16 protein-coding genes are annotated in these 16,461 nt (G+C 70.5%); 11 read left to right on the top strand and 5 right to left on the bottom strand.

The window, feature by feature from the left end:
* Nucleotides 1-167: 167 nt before the first annotated feature.
* Together RB614_RS24820 and pgm are read right to left on the bottom strand one after the other, a co-directional pair.
* Complete coding sequence (locus tag RB614_RS24820) at nt 168-1,082, bottom strand: IS982 family transposase (protein WP_308715016.1); 915 nt, start codon at nt 1,080-1,082, stop codon at nt 168-170.
* 452 nt (nt 1,083-1,534) lie between these two features.
* Nucleotides 1,535-3,190 carry a phosphoglucomutase (alpha-D-glucose-1,6-bisphosphate-dependent) gene (pgm, locus tag RB614_RS24825; protein WP_308715017.1) on the bottom strand — a complete coding sequence of 552 codons (1,656 nt, stop codon included), beginning with the start codon at nt 3,188-3,190 and terminating at the stop codon, nt 1,535-1,537.
* 81 nt (nt 3,191-3,271) lie between these two features.
* Here pgm and RB614_RS24830 point away from each other — a divergent pair, with 81 nt between their 5' ends.
* The 6 genes from RB614_RS24830 (at nt 3,272) to ahcY (ending at nt 9,450) form a co-directional block, all read left to right on the top strand.
* Nucleotides 3,272-4,030 (top strand): HAD-IIB family hydrolase, encoded by a 759-nt coding sequence (locus RB614_RS24830; RefSeq protein ID WP_308715018.1) that lies wholly within the window; start codon nt 3,272-3,274, stop codon nt 4,028-4,030.
* 94 nt (nt 4,031-4,124) lie between these two features.
* Nucleotides 4,125-4,307, top strand: coding sequence for a Trm112 family protein (locus tag RB614_RS24835; RefSeq protein WP_308715019.1), 183 nt, complete (start codon nt 4,125-4,127; stop codon nt 4,305-4,307).
* Nucleotides 4,304-5,488 (top strand): SIS domain-containing protein, encoded by a 1,185-nt coding sequence (locus tag RB614_RS24840; protein WP_308715020.1) that lies wholly within the window; start codon nt 4,304-4,306, stop codon nt 5,486-5,488. Before RB614_RS24835 ends, RB614_RS24840 begins: the two co-directional genes overlap by 4 nt.
* Nucleotides 5,489-5,555: 67 nt before the next feature.
* The gene (locus tag RB614_RS24845) at nt 5,556-6,497 is read left to right on the top strand and encodes a cation diffusion facilitator family transporter (RefSeq protein ID WP_308715021.1); all 942 of its coding nucleotides are present in this window, start codon (nt 5,556-5,558) and stop codon (nt 6,495-6,497) included.
* A 2-nt stretch (nt 6,498-6,499) separates the two neighbouring features.
* The gene (manA, locus tag RB614_RS24850) at nt 6,500-7,597 is read left to right on the top strand and encodes a mannose-6-phosphate isomerase, class I (protein ID WP_308715022.1); all 1,098 of its coding nucleotides are present in this window, start codon (nt 6,500-6,502) and stop codon (nt 7,595-7,597) included.
* A gap of 359 nt (nt 7,598-7,956) precedes the next feature.
* On the top strand, nt 7,957-9,450 hold the full coding sequence (ahcY, locus tag RB614_RS24855; RefSeq protein ID WP_308715023.1) for an adenosylhomocysteinase: 1,494 nt from the start codon (nt 7,957-7,959) through the stop codon (nt 9,448-9,450).
* 76 nt (nt 9,451-9,526) lie between these two features.
* Here ahcY and RB614_RS24860 read toward each other — a convergent pair whose 3' ends face one another.
* Both RB614_RS24860 and RB614_RS24865 read right to left on the bottom strand, forming a co-directional pair.
* The gene (locus RB614_RS24860) at nt 9,527-9,682 is read right to left on the bottom strand and encodes a hypothetical protein (RefSeq protein WP_308715024.1); all 156 of its coding nucleotides are present in this window, start codon (nt 9,680-9,682) and stop codon (nt 9,527-9,529) included.
* A 173-nt stretch (nt 9,683-9,855) separates the two neighbouring features.
* Nucleotides 9,856-10,341 carry a hypothetical protein gene (locus RB614_RS24865; RefSeq protein WP_308715025.1) on the bottom strand — a complete coding sequence of 162 codons (486 nt, stop codon included), beginning with the start codon at nt 10,339-10,341 and terminating at the stop codon, nt 9,856-9,858.
* A 156-nt stretch (nt 10,342-10,497) separates the two neighbouring features.
* On the opposite strand from RB614_RS24865, the gene RB614_RS24870 reads away from it, so the two are divergent.
* From RB614_RS24870 to efeB, 5 genes are all read left to right on the top strand, one after another.
* Entirely contained in the window at nt 10,498-11,349 is an 852-nt protein-coding gene (locus RB614_RS24870) for a helix-turn-helix domain-containing protein (RefSeq protein WP_308715026.1), read from the top strand.
* Between the two features lie 32 nt (nt 11,350-11,381).
* On the top strand, nt 11,382-11,591 hold the full coding sequence (locus RB614_RS24875; protein ID WP_308715027.1) for a DUF397 domain-containing protein: 210 nt from the start codon (nt 11,382-11,384) through the stop codon (nt 11,589-11,591).
* 342 nt (nt 11,592-11,933) lie between these two features.
* Entirely contained in the window at nt 11,934-12,800 is an 867-nt protein-coding gene (gene efeU, locus RB614_RS24880; protein ID WP_308715051.1) for an iron uptake transporter permease EfeU, read from the top strand.
* 20 nt (nt 12,801-12,820) lie between these two features.
* Nucleotides 12,821-13,960, top strand: a complete 1,140-nt coding sequence (gene efeO, locus RB614_RS24885) for an iron uptake system protein EfeO (protein ID WP_308715028.1) — start codon at nt 12,821-12,823, stop codon at nt 13,958-13,960.
* A 221-nt stretch (nt 13,961-14,181) separates the two neighbouring features.
* Complete coding sequence (gene efeB / locus RB614_RS24890) at nt 14,182-15,324, top strand: iron uptake transporter deferrochelatase/peroxidase subunit (protein ID WP_428983103.1); 1,143 nt, start codon at nt 14,182-14,184, stop codon at nt 15,322-15,324.
* A 95-nt stretch (nt 15,325-15,419) separates the two neighbouring features.
* Here the strand turns inward: efeB and RB614_RS24895 are convergent, their stop codons facing one another.
* The gene (locus RB614_RS24895; protein WP_308715030.1) at nt 15,420-16,439 is read right to left on the bottom strand and encodes an RDD family protein; all 1,020 of its coding nucleotides are present in this window, start codon (nt 16,437-16,439) and stop codon (nt 15,420-15,422) included.
* Between the last annotated feature and the right edge of the window lie 22 nt (nt 16,440-16,461).

Raw genomic sequence — 16,461 nt, forward strand, 5'->3', positions numbered from 1 at the left:
ATACGCCGTACCAAGATTCGTAATCCATTGGCCAGACATCTCGCCAAAGGAGCCGTAAGAGCACGAGCCGGCCCCAATACCTCAGGATGCGTTCCAGCCACACCGCACGCGAAGCGAGCTGGCGGCCACGCCGCGATCCACGCACCGAGACGATCTATTCCAAGGGGTCAGTGGTCGTAGGCGGTCAGTGATCGCATGATCGGTTGGCCGGTGTGCCAGTTGTGCCAGATGGCTGCGGTCAGGGCGAGGAGTCGTTGCAGGACGCGGACGGCGACGCCGGCGGCGGTTCGGCCGCCGTGGCGTTCGAGGTTGAGTTGGTCTTTGAGGGTGTCGTTGACGGACTCGATGTTATGCCGGACGGCTCGTAGGAGTGTCTTTCCGGGTCGTGGTGGGTCGGTGCGGTAGGTGGGCCGGATGACTTCGACATTGCGTTCGTTGAGCCATTTCTCGGTGGCTCGGTCGCGGTAGCCCTTGTCCACGACCAGGATCAGGCCGTCGGGGTGGTGGAACATGGCCGGTTGCAAGCAGACCAGGTCGGCCAGGATGTCACGCTCGTCGGCCTTGGGGTTGGTCGGGGCGAACGCAACGGGCAGTCCGTGCACGGTGGTGACCAGATGTAGCCGTAGTCCCCAGAATCTGCGGGAGTGGGAGGCGCAGTAGCCGCACCCGGCCCACCCGGCGAGGTCGGAGTTTCGGGCGGTGGTGCGGGAGGTGCCGCACTGCACCGGGGTGGAGTCGGCTAGGCGGATGGGGTGTTGCCACAGATCGGTGTCGGCGGCCAGAAGAGCGATCAGGTGCGCCAGTTGCGTTGTCAGGGCGCGTAGGCGCTTGTTGTAGCCGGGCTGTTTGGGCAGGTACGGGGACAGATGCCCGATGTCCTTGCGGGCCCGGCGTAGCCACCGGGTCTCGTGGTGGTGGCCGAGCAGCACCTGCAGGACCGCGGCGGTGATCAGCTCGGCGTCGGCGTTTTTCGGGTCGATGCCGATCGTGGGTCGGTACCGGTTGAGCTGCGGGGACGCCTTCAACTCGTCATCGAACTTCACGTACAGTGCGGTGGCTAGGGTGTCCAGATCGACGTGCACGTGGCCTCCATGGTCATCGTTGCTCAGCAACGTCGATCATGGACGCCCGTCTTCGCTGCTGCCCCGTACCCCTTGGAATAGATCGTCGGGGCCGCAGGCGGCCCGCGGCCCGCAGGCCGGAGGACCGGTCGGCCGATCGTCGGGTTTGTCGGTCACGGACCAGCCTCGTGCGTATAGCTGCGTAGCGGCTCGGAAAGCCCGCTGAAGCCCGGGTCCGGATCGTGGCTCGGCAATTCGCCTGGACCGCTTCCTCCTTCTGCCGGTTGCTCTCGCCATGATCGGGTGCCAGCCGCGACGTTTCCGCGAGCCCTGGCGAGCCGCCGGGGCGCGGCGGTGTCCGCGGCGGCAGCGACCCGCAGCCGGCGCGGACCGGGCAACGCCTATGGCCAAAGCCCCTCTGAGCAGCTAGAAGAGCCCGGCGCGGCCTGGCAAGGGCGCTGCAAAAACAGGCCCTAGGATTTCAGGGCGGAGGAGACGAGCGCCTGGCCTTCCTTTTGGAGCTGGGCGAGGTGGTCCTGGCCCTTGAAGGACTCGGCGTAGAGCTTGTAGACGTCTTCGGTGCCGGACGGGCGGGCGGCCAGCCAGCCCGACTCGGTCACGATCTTGACGCCGCCGATCGCCGCGTCGTTGCCGGGGGCCTTGGAGAGCACGGCGGTGATCGGGTCGCCGGCGAGCTCGCTCGCGGTGACCTGCTCGGCGGAGAGCTTGGCGAGCACGGCCTTCTCCTCGCGGCTGGCCGGCGCGTCGATCCGGGCGTACGCCGGGGCGCCGAACCGCTCGGTCAGCTCCGCGTAGCGCTCGCTCGGCGACTTGCCGGTCACCGCGATTATCTCGGAGGCGAGCAGGCAGAGGATGATCCCGTCCTTGTCGGTGGTCCACACCGAACCGTCCCGGCGCAGGAACGACGCGCCGGCGCTCTCCTCGCCGCCGAAGCCGACGCTGCCGCCGACCAGCCCGTCGACGAACCACTTGAAGCCGACCGGCACCTCCATCAGCCGCCGCCCGAGGTCGGCCGCCACTCGGTCGATCATGGAGGAGGAGACCAGCGTCTTGCCGACCGCGGCGTCCGCCGCCCAGTCGGGGCGGTTGCGGTAGAGGTAGTCGATCGCGACGGCCAGGTAGTGGTTGGGGTTCATCAGGCCGCCGTCCGGCGTGACGATGCCGTGCCGGTCGGCGTCCGCGTCGTTTCCGGTGGCCACCTGGTAGGCGCTGCGCTGCTCGATCAAGGAGGCCATCGCGTACGGCGACGAGCAGTCCATCCGGATCTTGCCGTCCCAGTCGAGCGTCATGAACCGCCACGTCGGGTCGACCCGCGGGTTGACCACGGTCAGGTCGAGCCCGTGCCGGCTGGCGATCTCGTCCCAGTACGCCACGCTCGCCCCGCCCAGCGGGTCGGCGCCGATCCGCACCCCGGCCGCCCGGATCGCGTCCAGGTCGACGACGTTCGGCAGGTCGCCGACGTACGTACCGACGTAGTCGTACCCCTCGGTCGTCTCGGCCGCGCGGGCCCGCGCGACGGTGACCCGCCGGACCTCCTTGAGCCCGCTCTCCAGCAGCGCGTTCGCCCGATCCTCGATCACCTTCGTGACGTCGGTGCCGGCCGGCCCGCCCGACGGCGGGTTGTACTTGAAGCCGCCGTCCTGCGGCGGATTGTGCGACGGCGTGACCACCACACCGTCGGCCAGCCCGCTGGTCCGACCCCGGTTGTGCGTGAGGATCGCGTGCGACACGGCCGGCGTCGGCGTGTAGCCGTCGCGGCTGTCCAGCCGTACCCGCACCCCGTTGGCGGCGAAGACCTCCAGCGCGCTGAGCAGCGCCGGCTCGGAGAGCGCGTGCGTGTCGCGGGCCAGGTAGAGGGGGCCGTCGATGCCGCGCTCCGCCCGGTACTCGCAGATGGCCTGGCTCATCGCGACCACGTGGTCTTCGTTGAACGCCAGCTTGAGGCTGGAGCCCCGGTGCCCCGAGGTGCCGAAGCCGACCCGCTGCCCGGCCTGCGACACGTCCGGCTTACCCGTGTAATAGGCGGAGACGAGGTGCGGAACATCGACGAGATCGCCGGGCTCGGCAACGCGACCGGCACGAGGGTGAAGCCGGGCAGTATCGGACACGACGTATCCTCTCGGGAAGTTGGGAAGCGGTTTCGATCGTAGTCGCGTGGGAGGCTTCTGTTGGCGGGGAACATTCGGGTCGTGGCATTCGATCTCGACGACACACTCGCCGTGTCGAAGTCCCAGATCGACGACCGGATGGCGAAGCTGCTGGCGGAGTTGCTGGCCCAGGTGGACGTCTGTGTCATCTCGGGCGGACGGTTCGAGCAGTTCGACACCCAGGTGCTGCGCTATCTGGACCTCGACTCCGGCGTACGCGAGCGGATGCACCTCATGCCCACCTGCGGCACCCGCTACTACCGGTGGATCGACGGCGACTGGGGCCTCGTGTACGCGGAGGACCTCAGCGAAGAGGCCAAGGAGCGGGTCGTATCCGTGCTGGTCGAGGGGGCGAAGGCCCTCGGCATCTGGGAGCCCGAGCCGTGGGGCGAGATCATCGAAGACCGCGGCAGCCAGGTGACGTTCTCCGCGCTGGGGCAGCGCGCGCCGGTCGACGCCAAGTACGCGTGGGACCCGGACGGGGCCAAGAAGGGGGCGCTGCGCGACTACGCCGCCGCCCGCCTGCCCGACCTCGAGGTGCGCAGCGGCGGCTCGACATCGGTCGACGTGACCAAGAAGGGCGTCGACAAGGCGTACGGCATGGGCAAGCTCATGCGGCACCTGGGGCTGACCACCGAGGAGGTGCTCTTCGTCGGCGACCGCCTGGACGAGGGGGGCAACGACTACCCGGTCAAGGCGATGGGCATCCGGTGCGTGGCGGTGACCCGCTGGCAGGACACCGCCGACTACGTCGAGCGGCTGCTCACCACGCTCCCCGACGCCCTACCCGGCGACGTCTAGGATCATCGCAGCGCCCCGATACTTTGGGCGCTGGTCGCGTCGGCTCGTGGGCCCGGGACCAGCGCGGGAGCACAGTGCTTGGAAGGAGCGTCCGGTGTCGCTGGACACGCAGTTGCTGGAGATCCTCGCGTGCCCGGACACGCATCACGCACCGCTGGATTACGACGCCGCGGCCGAGACCCTGACCTGCACCGAGTGCGGGCGGATCTTCGAGGTGCGCGACGGCATCCCGGTGCTGCTGCTGGACGAGGCCCGCTCTCCCGAAGGCGAGAAATGAGCGCGAGCGTTCGCGGCCGGCGTTCGGTCGACGAGGCGGTGCTGGACGACGCGGCCGCCATCGAGGAAAACGACCCGGGCGGCATGCTGCGGGCCACCGCCTCCGCCGGCGCGCAGGTCCGCGAGTCGGCGGCCCTGGCCGCGGAGGCCAACCTGGCCGTGCTCGGTGACGAGGGGCGCCCCCGGGCCGTCGTGATCGCGGGCATCGGCACCGCCGGCCGCACCGGCGAGATCCTGGCCACGGTGGCCGGACCGCGCTGCCCGGTACCCGTGATCCCGCACCGCAGCGCCGGCGTGCCCGGCTGGGTCGGCGCGGCCGACGTGGTCATCGCGGTCAGCGCCTCCGGGCGCAGCCCCGAGGCGCTCGGTGCCGCCGAGGCGGCCGCCCGCCGGGGTGCCCGATTGGTGGCGGTCGGCGCGCCCGACTCGCTGCTCCAGTCGGTCGCCGAGAGCGCCCGGGCGCCGTTCATCCCGGTGCCGCGGCGCGCGCCGGCCCGCGCCAGCCTGTGGGGGCTGACCGTGCCGGTGCTGCTCGCCGCCCGTACGTTCGGCCTGGTCAAGGTCAATGAGGCAGACCTGGCGGAGACCGCGGCCCGGCTCGACGCGGACGCCGACCGCTGCCGCCCGACGGCCGAGTCCTTCGTCAACCCGGCCAAGTCGCTCGCGCTGGGCCTGGCCGGCTCGGTGCCGATCGTGTGGGGCTCCTCGCCGCTGGCCGCCGTGGCGGCCCGGCGCTTCGCCGACACGATCTCCGCGAACGCCCGCTACCCCGTGGTCGCCGGCGCGCTCGGCGAGGCCGGCCGTGGCCGGGTGGGCCTGCTCGACGGCGTCTTCGGCGGGCTGGTGGAGTCGTCCCGCGACATCTTCGCGGACCCCGGGGACGAGCAGGAGGTGACCCGGCTGCGGGTCGTGCTGCTCCGCGACGGCGGCCTCGGCAACGAGGAGGACGCCGACGAGCCGGTGGCGGTCGAGGAGCGGCGGGCCGACGCGGTGCAGACCCTCGCCGAGCGGCGCGGCGTCCGCTGCGACGTGGTGACCGCCGAGGGCGGCTCCCCGCTGGAGCGGCTCGCCTCGCTGGTGGCCGTCCCGGACTTCGCCTCGATCTACCTCGCTCTCGCGCACGGACTCGACCCCATGGCCGTGCCCGCTGTCACTGAGATGAAGGAGCTGAGCAACCCATGAGCGAGCGAATCATCAGGCACAGCGCTTTGGGTGCCTCATGTCCGCCCGCAGCGAAGCGAGGACGGGCATGAGTGCTTCTGGCGGCACGCGGGCGATCGTCGCCGCCCTGCTGGCCAACCTGGGCATCGCGGTCACCAAGTTCATCGCGTGGTTGCTCACCCAGTCGTCGTCGATGCTGGCCGAGTCGATCCACTCCGTGGCCGACTCCGGCAACCAGGCGCTGCTGCTGCTCGGCGGGCGCCGGGCGCAGCGGCGGGCCACCCCGCAGCACCCCTTCGGGTACGGGCGGGAGCGCTACATCTACGCGTTCATCGTGTCGATCGTGCTCTTCAGCGTCGGTGGTCTGTTCGCGCTCTACGAGGCGTACCACAAGTTCCAGGACCCGCACGGCATCGACAGCTGGCACTGGGTGCCGGTACTTGTGCTGTGCGTGGCGATCGTGCTGGAGTCGTTCTCGTTCCGTACCGCGATCCTGGAGTCCAACCACGTACGCGGGAAGTCGTCGTGGGTGCAGTTCGTCCGCCGGGCCCGGGCACCCGAGCTCCCCGTCGTACTGCTGGAGGACCTCGGCGCGCTGGTCGGTCTGGTCTTCGCGCTCTTCGGGGTCGTGCTCACGCTGGTCACGGGTGACGGCATCTGGGACGCGTTCGGCACCGCCGCGATCGGCATCCTGCTCGTCACCATCGCGGTCGTGCTGGCGATGGAGACCAAGAGCCTGCTGCTGGGCGAGAGTGCCACGCCGGAAGACCAGGCCAGGATCGAGGCGGCGATCACCGCGGGCTCCGAGGTCGAGCGGATCATCCACATGAAGACGCTGCACCTCGGCCCGGAGGAGCTGCTCGTCGCCGCCAAAATCGCGGTACGCGAGCACGAGACCGGCGAGGACATCGCCCGGCACATCGACGCCACCGAGGCCCGCATCCGCGAGGCCGTGCCGATCGCCCGGGTGATCTACCTGGAGCCCGACATCTACCAGGTCCGCGCCGAGCCGGCTCCGGCCACGAGCTGAGCGTGCGCCGTCTCGCCGGCCGCATCCGGCCGTACGCCTGGGGCTCCCGCAGCGCGATCGCCCGGCTGCAAGGACGGCCGGTGCCGAGCGACGGGCCGGAGGCGGAGCTGTGGCTGGGGGCCCACCCGCGCGACCCGGCCACGGTCGACGGGACGAGCCTGGCCGACCTGATCGCCGCCGAGCCGGAGCGCCTGCTCGGCGGCGCGGTCGTGGCGCGCTTCGGGCCGCGCCTGCCGTACCTGATGAAGGTGCTCGCCGCCGCCGCGCCGCTGTCGCTCCAGGCGCACCCGGACGCGGAGCAGGCCCGGGAGCGGTTCGCGGCCGGGCATCCGAGCTACGTCGACGCGTACCACAAGCCGGAGATGCTCGTGGCGGTCTCGGACTTCGAGGCGCTGTGCGGGTTTCGCGACCCGGCGGCCGCCGCGGCCGTACTGTCCACACTGGATGCGCCAGCGCTCGACCCGGTCCTCTCCGCGCTCGGCCGCGGCGACCTGCGCACCGCGGTGGCCGGCCTGATCGAGCTGCCGGCCGCCGTGGTCACGGAGGCCACGGCGGCGCCCGACGCGCCCGAGCTGGTCCGTCGGCTCGCCGCCCTCTATCCGGGCGATCCGGGGGCACTGGTGGCGCAGCTGCTCAACCACGTCACGCTCGCGCCCGGCGAGGCGATCTGGATGCCCGCCGGCAACCTGCACGCGTACCTCGACGGCACCGGCGTGGAGATCATGGCGGCCAGCGACAACGTGCTGCGCGGCGGCCTGACGCCAAAGCCGGTCGACGTCGCCGAGCTGCTCCGGGTGCTCCGCTTCGAGGTGCTGGACGACCCGGTGGTACGGCCCGAGCCGGTCTCGCCCGGGATCGTGACCTGGCCGGCGCCGGTCGAGGAGTTCGTCCTGCACCGGGTACGGCCCGCCGGAGGCGTGGTGGAGCTGCCGGTGACCGGGCCGCGGGTGGTCCTCTGCGCCGCCGGCGAGGTGACCGTCGACGACGGCGCGGGCGCGGTGCAGCTGGCCGGTGGCGAGGCGGCGTTCGCGGCGGCCGGGCCGGCCGGACTCTCGTTCGAAGGGGCCGGAGAGGCGTACGTCGCGTCGGTACCGGCGTAGTTTTGGCCCTGTAGCCCTCTGTGGGCGTACCTCCCTGAGCGGTCTCCGCCCTCATCTGGGCGTTTGCGCCATCAGCACAGAGGTACAGATCAAGAAATTTCCTGATTCGCTTGACACCGCTATAGCGCAATGTAACGCTATAACCACGCAGCGTTATCGCGACGAAGGTCCGAGTCACGCGCGGGGGAACCAAACCGGGGGGATGCGCGGGGCGGTGGGAGTTGAGCGGAAAGACCGCTCATGACCCGCCGCCCCGCGCGCTGCGTGGGGTACCCAGGGCCCGAGCCTTCTGTGTGGCTTCGACGGCGCCCGCGTATGGTGTGTGGTCGTTGCAACGGACGCGTTCGACAGGAGCTTTCATGACCAGCACTCTGCCGGCGCCGGACGCGTCGGCCTCGGCCCGCCCGCGCACCGTCGCCGAAGGCGACTACAAGGTCGCGGACCTGTCGTTGGCCGGGTTCGGTCGCAAGGAGATCCAGCTCGCGGAGCACGAGATGCCCGGGTTGATGGCGCTGCGGCGGGAGTACGCCGCCGCCCAGCCCCTGGCCGGTGCCCGCGTCACCGGCTCGCTGCACATGACGATCCAGACCGCGGTGCTGATCGAGACACTGGTCGCGCTGGGTGCGCAGGTCCGCTGGGCCTCCTGCAACATCTTCTCCACGCAGGACCACGCCGCCGCCGCGATCGTCGTCGGCCCCGACGGCACGCCCGACGCCCCCTCCGGCGTCCCGGTGTACGCGTGGAAGGGCGAGACCCTCGCCGAGTACTGGTGGTGCACCGAGCAGGTGCTGCTGTGGCCGGACGGCCAGGGTCCCAACATGATCCTGGACGACGGCGGCGACGCCACGCTGCTGGTGCACAAGGGCGCCGAGTTCGAAAAGGCGGGCGTGGTGCCGGCGCCGGAGACCGCCGACAGCGAGGAGTACGCGGTGATCCTCGGCGTGCTGCAGCGCTCGCTGGAGGAGGACAACCGCCGCTGGACCCGCGTCTCCGCCGGTATCAAGGGCGTGACCGAGGAGACCACCACCGGCGTGCACCGGCTGTACGAGATGCAGGCCGCGGGCAGCCTGCTCTTCCCGGCCATCAACGTCAACGACTCGGTGACCAAGAGCAAGTTCGACAACAAGTACGGCTGCCGCCACTCGCTCATCGACGGCATCAACCGCGCCACCGACGTGCTGATCGGCGGCAAGGCCGCGGTCGTCTGCGGGTACGGCGATGTGGGCAAGGGCTGCGCCGAGTCGCTGCGCGGCCAGGGCGCCCGGGTGATCGTCACCGAGATCGACCCGATCTGCGCGCTGCAGGCGGCGATGGACGGCTACCAGGTCGCCACGCTCGAAGACGTGGTCGAGACCGCCGACATCTTCATCACCGCGACCGGCTGCTTCGACGTGATCACCAACGAGCACATGGCCCGGATGAAGCACCAGGCGATCGTCGGCAACATCGGCCACTTCGACAACGAGATCGACATGGCCGGCCTCGCCAAGCGCGACGACGTCGAGCGGATCAACATCAAGCCGCAGGTCGACGAGTGGCGCTTCGCCGACGGCCACTCGATCCTCGTGCTCTCCGAGGGCCGCCTGCTCAACCTGGGCAACGCGACCGGCCACCCGTCGTTCGTGATGTCCAACTCGTTCTCCAACCAGACGATCGCGCAGATCGAGCTGTTTACGAAGACCGACCAGTACCCGGTCGGCGTCTACACGCTCCCCAAGCACCTGGACGAAAAGGTCGCCCGCCTGCACCTGGACGCGCTGGGCGCGCGGCTGACCGAGCTGTCGAAGGAGCAGGCCTCCTACCTGGGCGTGCCGGTCGATGGCCCGTACAAGTCGGACCACTACCGGTACTGAGACGCGCCTTCTGCTCTCACGGCTGACCGGCGGCCTTCGGCCGCCGGTCAGCCGGTGAACGCTAGCGGCCACCGCACTAGCTGGCCCGATTTCGGCCTTTGGGCCGGACCCCGGTGCCGACGCAGTAGACGAGCCAGCTCACGGCGACCGCGGTGGCCAGGAAGCTGAGGTGCATGGCGTCGAGCAGGAGGACCACGGCCAGCACGGCGAGCCAGGGGAGGAGCACCTTCACCCACGCAACGGTACTGGCTCGGGGCGCTCTTTCGGTGGGGTCGGTGCGGCGCATCTCGCGTCCGCTCGTTGCGGCGGCTCGCGTTCCTGGCTGCGGCGCCGTTCGGGTGCGGGCAAGGAGCGGCGGGCCGGTGTTTGCCGCCACCGACCCGCCGTCCGGTCCCTGCGACTCGATCAGAGCATGTGCTGGGCCTGTGGGCCTACCACCTGTACAAGTTCTGACTCGAGGAGTCGAAGCCACCGCCGCTGGACGCTCCGCAGCGTCGTGACGATCGGGCGGCTCGGCGTCTCGTCGGCCGGGATCAGCACCGCCTGGTCGCCCGGGAGAACCATCAGCCAGGCGGCCACCCGCCCGCCCCCGTCGCTCCCGCCGGGCGCGTGGGCCTCGCTGTGCGTGCTGCCCTTGCTGTCCGTGCTGCCCTCGCCCTCCGTGTGGGCCTCGCCGTCCGCGCGACCTTCGCCACCCGTGTGGCCCTCGTCGGCCGTGTGGCCTGCGCCGTCCGCGCGGCCGTTGCCGGGCGTGTGGCCTTCGCCGTCCCGGCCCTTGTCGCGCCGGTAGAGGGCGAAGAGGGTCGGCTTCTCGTCGACGAAGACCAAGCCGAGCCGCAGCTGCCAGGGCAGCTCAGGAAGCTCGGGAACCAACGTCCGCTCGTCCAGCACGGCTGCCTCCCACGGTCTTCGCCCGACTCGGTGGCTGCGCGTCGACGCCGTTGTCGTCGTACATTCCAGGGTGCATGCCGCGCCTGCGAGATGCAAGTGCATCTGATGCCATCTTGTTGCAACCTAGTTCATGAAGTTGCGTGTACGGTATGCACGATGGCAGTGAAGCCAAGCCCGACCACTTTGCGACGGCAATTGGGCGCGGAATTGCGCCGCTTGCGTGCCGACCGCACAGTGGCGGACGTGGCCGCTGAGCTCGGCTGGTCAGAATCCAAGCTGAGTCGCATCGAGACCGCCCACACGGGCGTCCGGCCCAAAGACCTGGACCGGCTCCTTGAGGCGTACGCCGTCGCCGAAGAAGCCCGAGCACGAATCCGGGCGCTCGCGGGGCAGTCCCGGCAGCGGGCGTGGTGGGAGGCGTACGGTGACGTGCTGCCAAACGCCTACGAGACGTACATCGGGTTCGAGGCCGAAGCGGTCGGCATCTACAACTACGAGGCACAGATCGTGCCCGGCCTGTTGCAGACCGCCGAGTACGCGAGCGCGGTCATCCAGGCGGACGGAATCTACGAAGACGACGAGGTGCACGGCCAGCGGGTGGCCGTGAGGATGGCACGTCAGGCCGTGTTGACGCGCGATCCTCCGCCCAAGCTCTCCGTCATCCTCGACGAAGCGGTCCTACGCCGCCAGATCGGCGGTCCGGACGTCATGCGCCGCCAGCTCACCCGCCTCGCGGAGGCGAACGAACGAAAGATGATCACGGTCCAGGTCCTCCCCTTCTCGGCCGGTGCCCACCGTGCCTTGGCTGGATCGTTCGTCGTCCTTGAGTTCTCCGGCGAGTCGGACCAACCGCTCGTCTACTGCGAGGGCATGACCGGCGGTGTGTTCCGGAGCCGGCAGGATGAGTTGCGAAGCTATTGGATGAGCTTCGAATCGCTTCGCTCGGTCGCGTTGAGCCCGAAGCTCTCTGTCGAGTTCATCAACAAGGTCGTGCACGACAGTCAGTAGTGACTTCGTGGTCCAAGAGAGGAACGGCGCAAATGTCTGCGTCTATCAGTGCCCCCGTCAACTGGCGCAAGAGCACCCGCAGCGCGGGCAACGGCCAGTGTGTAGAGGTCGCCGCGATGTCCGAGGGTATCGCGATGCGTGACTCCAAGGACCCCGAGGGTCCCGTTCTTCGGTTCCGTGCGGCCACGTGGCGGGACTTCGTCGGTTCGCTCCGCGCCGGAGAGTTCGACCGCTCGATGTAGCAGTTTCCTTGGCCGAGGTGGTCCGGTTGCCGGACCACCTCACAACCGCGCTACGAATCTGCTATCGGCTGACCCGGTGTGGAACTGGCGGATCGCGAGCCGCCGCGCTTCGCGCATTTGGCGTTGCTGGCGAGTGTGAGGGCGACGCCGACGACCGCTGCGGCGGCGAGCATGGCCGATATACCTCCGCTAATCGATCTTGATTGAGTCCAAAGTGCCTGGTGGGGCGGTGTGGGTCACAAAGGGCTCAACTTGACTCGCGCCCTGGTGAAGAGAGAAGGTGTGGCTGCCCTAAGTTAGGGGTGCCTAAGGATCCGGAGTCACACCATGGGCGACAACCCCCTGTTCGCGACCTACCTGATCGGCCTTCGCGAGGGTCTCGAGGCCACGCTGGTGGTCAGCATCCTCGTCGCCTTCCTCGTCAAGTCGGACCGGCGCAACCGGCTTCCCTGGGTGGCCCTCGGCGTCGCCGTGGCCGTGGTGCTGTCGGTCGGGTTCGGGGCGCTCCTGACGTACACGCGGACCACACTGCTCGCCGACTACCGGGACCGGGAGCTCTTCGAGGCGATCACGTCCGTGGCCGCGGTCTGCTTCGTCACCTGGATGATCTTCTGGATGCGCCGCGCCGCCCGTTCGATCGCCGGCGAGCTGCGCGAGGGGCTCGACCGCGCGATCGCCGTCGGGCCGATCGCGGTGGTCCTGTTCGCCTTTCTGGCGGTGGCGCGCGAGGGGTTGGAGACGGCACTGCTGTTCTTCGCCGCCGTACAGGGCGCGGAGAGCGACACCGGCCCGCTCCTCGCGATCATCGGCGGCATCATCACCTCGATCGTGATCGGTGTGCTGCTGTACGCCAGCGCCGTGCGGATCAACCTCACCAAGTTCTTCACCTGGACCGGCGTGCTGCTGGTGCTGGTCGCGGCCGGCATCCTCAAGTACGGCGTGCACGACTTCCAGGAGGCTGACGTCCTGCCCGGCCTCAACACCCTGGCCTTTGACATCAGCGGCACTCTCGACCCGTCGACCTGGTACGCGGCGCTCCTCGCGGGGATGTTCAACATCACGCCGGCACCCACAGTGCTAGAGGTCATCGCCTGGCTGGCGTACGCCGTACCCGTGCTGTTGCTCTTTCTCATCCCCGGCCGCAAGCGGCCGGCGCCACCTCAGCCATCCCCGGAAAGCCCCGCGCCCGCGGCGTCACAGGCAGCTTGACCGCAAGGAGAACCCGCACGATGCGTACCCCTAGAATTCTCGCCCTCGCCGCGGCCGGCGCATTGGCCGGCGGCGCCCTCGCGGCCTGTGCCGACGACGCCGGCTCGGATGGCGACGCGGCCGCCGCCGGCGGCCCGATCGCGGTGAACGCGACCGACAGCGCGTGTGAGGTCGCGAAGACCGACGTCGACGCCGGCACGGTGACCTTCAAGGTGACCAACAAGGGTGTCAAGGTCACCGAGTTCTACGTGTACGCCCAGGGTGACCGGGTGATGGGCGAGGTGGAGAACATCGCGCCGGGCCTCAGCCGCGAGCTCCACGTGGAGCTGCCCGCCGGCAGCTACGAGACGGCCTGCAAGCCGGGCATGGTGGGCAAGGGCATCCGCGGGGCGCTCAAGGTGAACGGGTCGGCCGCGCCGCTGACCGCCGACGCGGCGCTCGCCTCGGCCACCGAGAACTACCAGCGGTACGTCAAGAGCCAGACCGCCGCGCTGCTGGAGAAGACGCAGGAGTTCGTGACCTCGGTCAAGGCGGGCGACGTGGCGAAGGCCAAGGAGCTGTTCCCGGTGGCGCGCACGTACTGGGAGCGGATCGAGCCGGTCGCGGAGATCTTCGGTGACCTCGACCCGAAGATCGACGGGCGCGAGGAGGTCGTCGAGGAGGGCATGGAGTTCACCGGGTTCCACCGGATCGAGAAGGACCTGTGGACGACCGGTGACATCTCCAAGGACGGGCCGCTGGCCGACCGCCTGATGGCCGACGTCAACGAGATCGTGGCCAAGGCGAACGCCGAGAAGCTCTCCCCGCTCCAGCTCGCCAACGGCGCCAAGGAGCTGCTGGACGAGGTGGCGACCGGCAAGATCACGGGCGAGGAGGACCGCTACTCGCACACCGACCTGTGGGACTTCGCCGCCAACCTGGAGGGTTCGAAGGCGGCGATCGCCGCGCTCCGCCCCGCGCTGGAGCAGCGGGCGCCCGACCTGGTCAAGCAGCTCGACACCGAGTTCGCGAACGTGGAGACCACGCTGGGCAAGCACCGGGCCGGCGACGGGTGGAAGCTGCACAACCAGCTCAACCAGGACGAGCTCAAGGAGCTGTCCGACTCGATCAACGCGCTGGCCGAGCCGATCAGCAAGGTGGCGGCGGTCGTCGCGAAGTGATGGAGTCCGGTGAGTGAGCGACCCAGCAGGAGGTGGTCATGAACCGGCGCAGGGCCCTCGCCTTGGCGGGCGTCGGTGTGGTCGGTGCGGGCGCGGCGGCGGGGGGGGGGGCGCGGCGGCGGGGGGGCCCCCCCGGCCCGGGGGGGGGGGGCGGGGGGGGGGGGGGGGAAGGGGGGGGCCCCGCCCCGCTCCTGCGGGACGACGACCCGGCCACGGCGGGAGTGTCCGGGGCGGTCGAGTTCTACGGCGAACGGCAGGCCGGCATCGTCACGCCGGCGCAGGACCGGCTGCATTTCGTGGCGTTCGACGTGGTCACCAAGAGCCGCGACAAGCTGGTCGAGATGCTGCGGGAGTGGACCGAGGCGGCCGCCCGGATGACGGCGGGCAAGGACGCCGGCCTCATCGGCGCGGTGGACGGCATCCCCGAGGCGCCGCCGGACGACACCGGTGAGGCGCTGGGGCTGCCGCCCTCCGGCCTGACGCTGACGATCGGCTTCGGGCCGTCGCTGTTTCGCAACGCGGACGGCGTCGACCGGTTCGGCCTGGCCGCCCAGCGCCCGGCCGCGCTGGCCGACCTGCCCCGCTTTCCCGGCGACGCGCTGGAGGCGAAGATCTCCGGCGGCGACCTGTGCGTACAGGCCTGCGCCAACGACCCGCAGGTGGCGGTGCACGCGATCCGCAACCTGGCCCGGATCGGGTTCGGCACGGTGAGCGTGCGCTGGTCGCAGCTCGGCTTCGGGCGTACCTCCTCCACGTCGACCAGCCAGGCCACGCCGCGCAACCTGTTCGGCTTCAAGGACGGCACCGCCAACCTCAAGGCCGAGGAGGAGGCGCTGCTCCGCGAACACCTGTGGGTGCAGCCCGGCGACGGACCGTCCTGGATGGAGGGTGGGTCGTACGCGGTCACCCGCAAGATCCGGATGCTCGTCGAGACCTGGGACCGCACGTCGCTGGCGGAGCAGGAGGCGATCGTCGGGCGGACCAAGGGCTCCGGGGCGCCGCTGGGCGGCAAGGACGAGTTCGAGGAGCTCGACTTCACCCGCAAGGGCGCGGACGGCGAGCCGGCCATCCCCGAGGTGGCGCACGTGCGGCTGGCCCACCCGGACCAGAACGGCGGCGCCCGCCTGCTCCGGCGCGGCTACAACTTCGTCGACGGCTCGGACGGGCTGGGGCGGCTCGACGCGGGGCTGTTCTTCATCGCCTACCAGCGCGACCCGCACAAGCAGTTCGTGCCGGTACAGACCGCGCTGGCCCGCAACGACGTCATGAACGAGTACATCCGGCACGTCTCCAGCGGGCTCTTCGCCTGCCCGCCCGGCGTACGCGAGAAGGGCGACTTCTGGGGCCGGGCACTTTTCGGCTGAGCTCGACCTTTCCGTGCGCTCTCCCCACGGCGGTGATCGAAGCTCCCCTCAAGTCGTTCTAACGACTTGAAGGGAGCTTCGATCACCGGAAGCGCTCAGTCGGGCGCGGCTTGGCGGAGCGTGCTGGCCACCGGCGGGCGGCGCATGCCGGTCCAGTCGGGCTGCTCGGCGGTGGGGCCCAGCCACGGCGGCCGCGGCCAGGCGTGGCTCGGCCACTCGTGCGGCGGGCCCGGCGGCACCGGCACCGGCGGCCGGGTGAGCGTCGTCGCCGGGCGGGACGGCACCGCGAGCCCGGGCCAGAGGGCCGCGGTGGCCGAACGGGCGCGGGCGAGGCGGTGGGCGGCCCGCCGGTGCCGCTCGGCGAGCACGGCCGCGAGGTAGGCCCAGCCCGGTACGCCGGGCGGTGGCGGTGGCGTGGTCCGGGCCAGGATCTCACCCGCCAGCGCCTGCCCCAGCCGGCTCCGCTCCGGCTCGGAGAGGCCGTGGCCGCGGGCCAGGAAGTGGCGTACGGCCAGCGCGAGGTCGTCGTCGAGCCCGGTCAGGTCGAGCGTGGACGCCCAGCCAGCCAGCGGCGGCGGCATGCCCGGCACCCAGCCCCACGAGGCCGGGGTGCGGTCGTGGATCACCATCGTGCCGGCGGCGAGGTCGCCGAGGCGTTTGCCGCGCGGGTTGGCCAGCATCGTGGCGAGGCTGGCGACCCAGGTGACCAGCGGCAGTACCAGCCCCGGCCACTCCACCGCGACCCCCACTAGGCTGCGGGTGAGCGCGTGGCGGAAGCGCACCGGCCCGCCGTCGTCCCGCACGACCCGCAGGCCGACCGCGAGCTTGCCGACGGTGCGGCCGCCCATGAACGTCTCGCACAGCGTCGGGTAACCCACGAGCACGAGCACAGCACCCACGGTGAACAGCGCGCCCTCCAGCGCGGCATCGACCACCGGCGCGGTCGAGAGGGAGACCGCCACGATGACCAGCAGCGCGAAGGCGAGCATCAGCTGGACGGCGATGTCGACCAGCAACGCGAGGACCCGGGAACCGACCCGGGCCACGCGTACCTCGACCTCGACCGCCTCCCCGCTGACGAGGACGCCGGCGGAGGAGTGGACTTGCGCGCTCACCCGACAAGTGAACACCATGTCG

The organism is Phytohabitans maris, assembly GCF_031085175.1.
In the GTDB taxonomy this organism is placed as follows: domain Bacteria; phylum Actinomycetota; class Actinomycetes; order Mycobacteriales; family Micromonosporaceae; genus Phytohabitans; species Phytohabitans maris.